Raw genomic sequence first — 2,180 nt, forward strand, 5'->3', positions numbered from 1 at the left:
TGCACGGCGGCGGCACCGGACGCGGCCGCTGCGGCACCCGTGGCACCCGCCGCGGCGGGACCGGAACCGACCTCGTCGTCGGTCACGCTCTGTGACGAATTACCGCTCGATCGTGTAGTCCCGTCCACAGCGCCGGGCGGTCGCCCGGCTGAGCCGGACGGTTCCACCAGGGGCATCACGGAGGTGGCCTCCGCGTCCGGCGAGCCCACCTCGCTGGGCTGCGCCGAACCCGTCACGCCACCGGGTGTGCCCGGGGACACCAGCGGGATCACCTCGGTGACCGGCTCGATGTCCGCGACACCGCGGTACGGCCCGGACTGCGCCGCCTGCGGCGCGCCGACGGGCGCACGGTCCGGCTCGGCGCCTGCCTTGACCGCCGACCGGCGTTGCATCCAGTCGACGAGCAGGGCGACCGCAGCCGCCACCGAGACCGCCACCGAGATCCAGGCCCACATGACGCTGCCCGAGAGCAGCGCCACGACCAGCAGCCCGAAGGCGATCAGGACGAGAACGAGAACCAGCAGCAGCACGATTCACCCCGTGTTCGGTGGGCGGCACGCACCGCCCACCGGGTCGCTGGGACGACGGTCCGACGGAGCGGCCCGTCAGCTTCCGGCGTCGGCCCGCTGGCCGTAGCCGGAGGCCGCGTAGCCCCCGCCGTTCGAGTTCGGGCGGGCGGCGTCCGACGGAGCGGCCGAGCCCCGACCCTCCAGGTCGCGTAGCTGCGACTCCAGATAGGTCTTGAGCCGGGTCCGGTACTCGCGCTCGAACGTCCGCAGCTCGTCGATCTTCTTCTCCAGCACCGACTTGTCGCGGGTGATGGTTCCGATGATCTCGGTTTGCTTCCGCTCCGCCTCGCTGACCAGCGAGGAGGCCTTGTCACGGCTCTGCCGCTCGAGGGTCTCCGCACGGGTCCGCGCGTCGTTGAGCATCGTCTCGGCGCGGGCCCTGGCGTCGTTCACCAGGCCGTCCGACTTGGTCCGGGCCTCACTGAGCAGCTGCTCGGACTTGCTCCGGGCATCGGCCAACATGGAGTCGGCCTCGTTCTTGGCCTCGGCCGTGAGCCGGTCGGCCATCTCCTGGGCCAGGCCCAGGACCTTGGCGGCCTGGACGTGGTGGTCCCCACCGCCCATGTCGGCGTCGGCACCGCCACCCATCGCCGCCATCGGCCGCTGCTGCGGCTCCGGCTGGCGGGGCGGCGGCGGGGGCTCGACGGGACGGATCTGCTGCGTCGGCGGCGGGCCCTGGGGCGCCATGGGCGCCTGGGCACGCTGCTGGCGCGCGTCGTCGAGGTCTGCCTGAGCGTCGTCGAGCCGCTGTTCCAGCTGCCCGACCTGCTCTCGCAGATCCTCGTTCTCCTCGATCAGCCGGGCCAGTTCGGCCTCGACCAGATCGAGGAACGCGTCGACCTCGTCCTCGTTGTACCCCCGCTTACCGATCGGGGGCTTGCTGAACGCGACGTTGTGAACGTCGGCGGGCGTCAGCGGCATCGGATCACCTCATGCACTCCTCGGCGGCAAACCGGCTGGCGGGTGACTGGGGCTCACCCCACCGCCGGTCTGGCAATGCTCATCAGTATGAACACCACCAGCAGTAGAACCATAATCGACAGGTCCAGTCCGACGCCCCCGATCCGGACGACGGGGATCACTCTCCGCAACAACTTCACGGGAGGATCGGTCGCGCTGAACACCACTTCGAGTGCCGCGGCGGGTCGCCCGGCAGGCACCCACTCGCGCGCGAACGAGTGCACGAGCTCCACCACGATGCGCGCGACGAGCAGGAGCCAGAAGAAGAACAGGACGTAGTAGATGACGAACTGCAGGGCGATCGGCACGGCTACATCCTGCCTCAGACGGACTCAGTCCTGACGGAACAGGCCCCGCTCGGCCAGCCTGCGGGCGTCGTCGGCGGAGACCTCGACGTCGGCGGGGGTCAGCAGGAAGACCCGGGAGGTCACCTTGTCGATCGATCCGCGCAGCGCGAACGCCAGACCTGCGGCGAAGTCGACGAGACGGCGTGCGGCGGCCTCGTCGAGATCGGTCAGGTTGATGATCACCGGGACCCCGTCCCGGTAGCGCTCCCCGATGGTCCGGGCCTCCGTGAAGCTGCTCGGCTGCAAGGTCGTGATCTTGGCGAGCGCGGCCGCGCCGCGGTCCCGCTGCTCGGGCACGCTCGAG

3 protein-coding genes and 1 pseudogene are annotated in these 2,180 nt (G+C 70.7%); all 4 read right to left on the reverse strand.

Features of this window, described 5'->3' with window-relative positions:
• Positions 1 to 530: pseudogene (locus tag H5J29_RS29985) on the reverse strand (hypothetical protein); the annotation flags it as partial.
• A 75-nt stretch (positions 531 to 605) separates the two neighbouring features.
• Complete coding sequence (wag31, locus tag H5J29_RS29990; RefSeq protein ID WP_181784328.1) at positions 606 to 1,490, reverse strand: DivIVA-like cell division protein Wag31; 885 nt, start codon at positions 1,488 to 1,490, stop codon at positions 606 to 608.
• A gap of 53 nt (positions 1,491 to 1,543) precedes the next feature.
• Positions 1,544 to 1,837, reverse strand: a complete 294-nt coding sequence (locus H5J29_RS29995; RefSeq protein ID WP_181784329.1) for a YggT family protein — start codon at positions 1,835 to 1,837, stop codon at positions 1,544 to 1,546.
• Positions 1,838 to 1,861: 24 nt separating this feature from the next.
• Positions 1,862 to 2,180 (reverse strand): cell division protein SepF (locus H5J29_RS30000; RefSeq protein WP_181784330.1); only part of this gene is annotated, 319 nt, incomplete at its 5' end.

It is taken from the genome of Pseudonocardia pini, from assembly GCF_013870575.1.
In the GTDB taxonomy this organism is placed as follows: Bacteria; Actinomycetota; Actinomycetes; order Mycobacteriales; family Pseudonocardiaceae; genus Pseudonocardia; species Pseudonocardia pini.

Excerpts from the sequence above, each read along its gene's own strand:
- wag31 (WP_181784328.1), bottom strand. The coding sequence starts at position 1,490 with ATGCCGCTGACGCCCGCCGACGTTCACAACGTCGCGTTCAGCAAGCCC.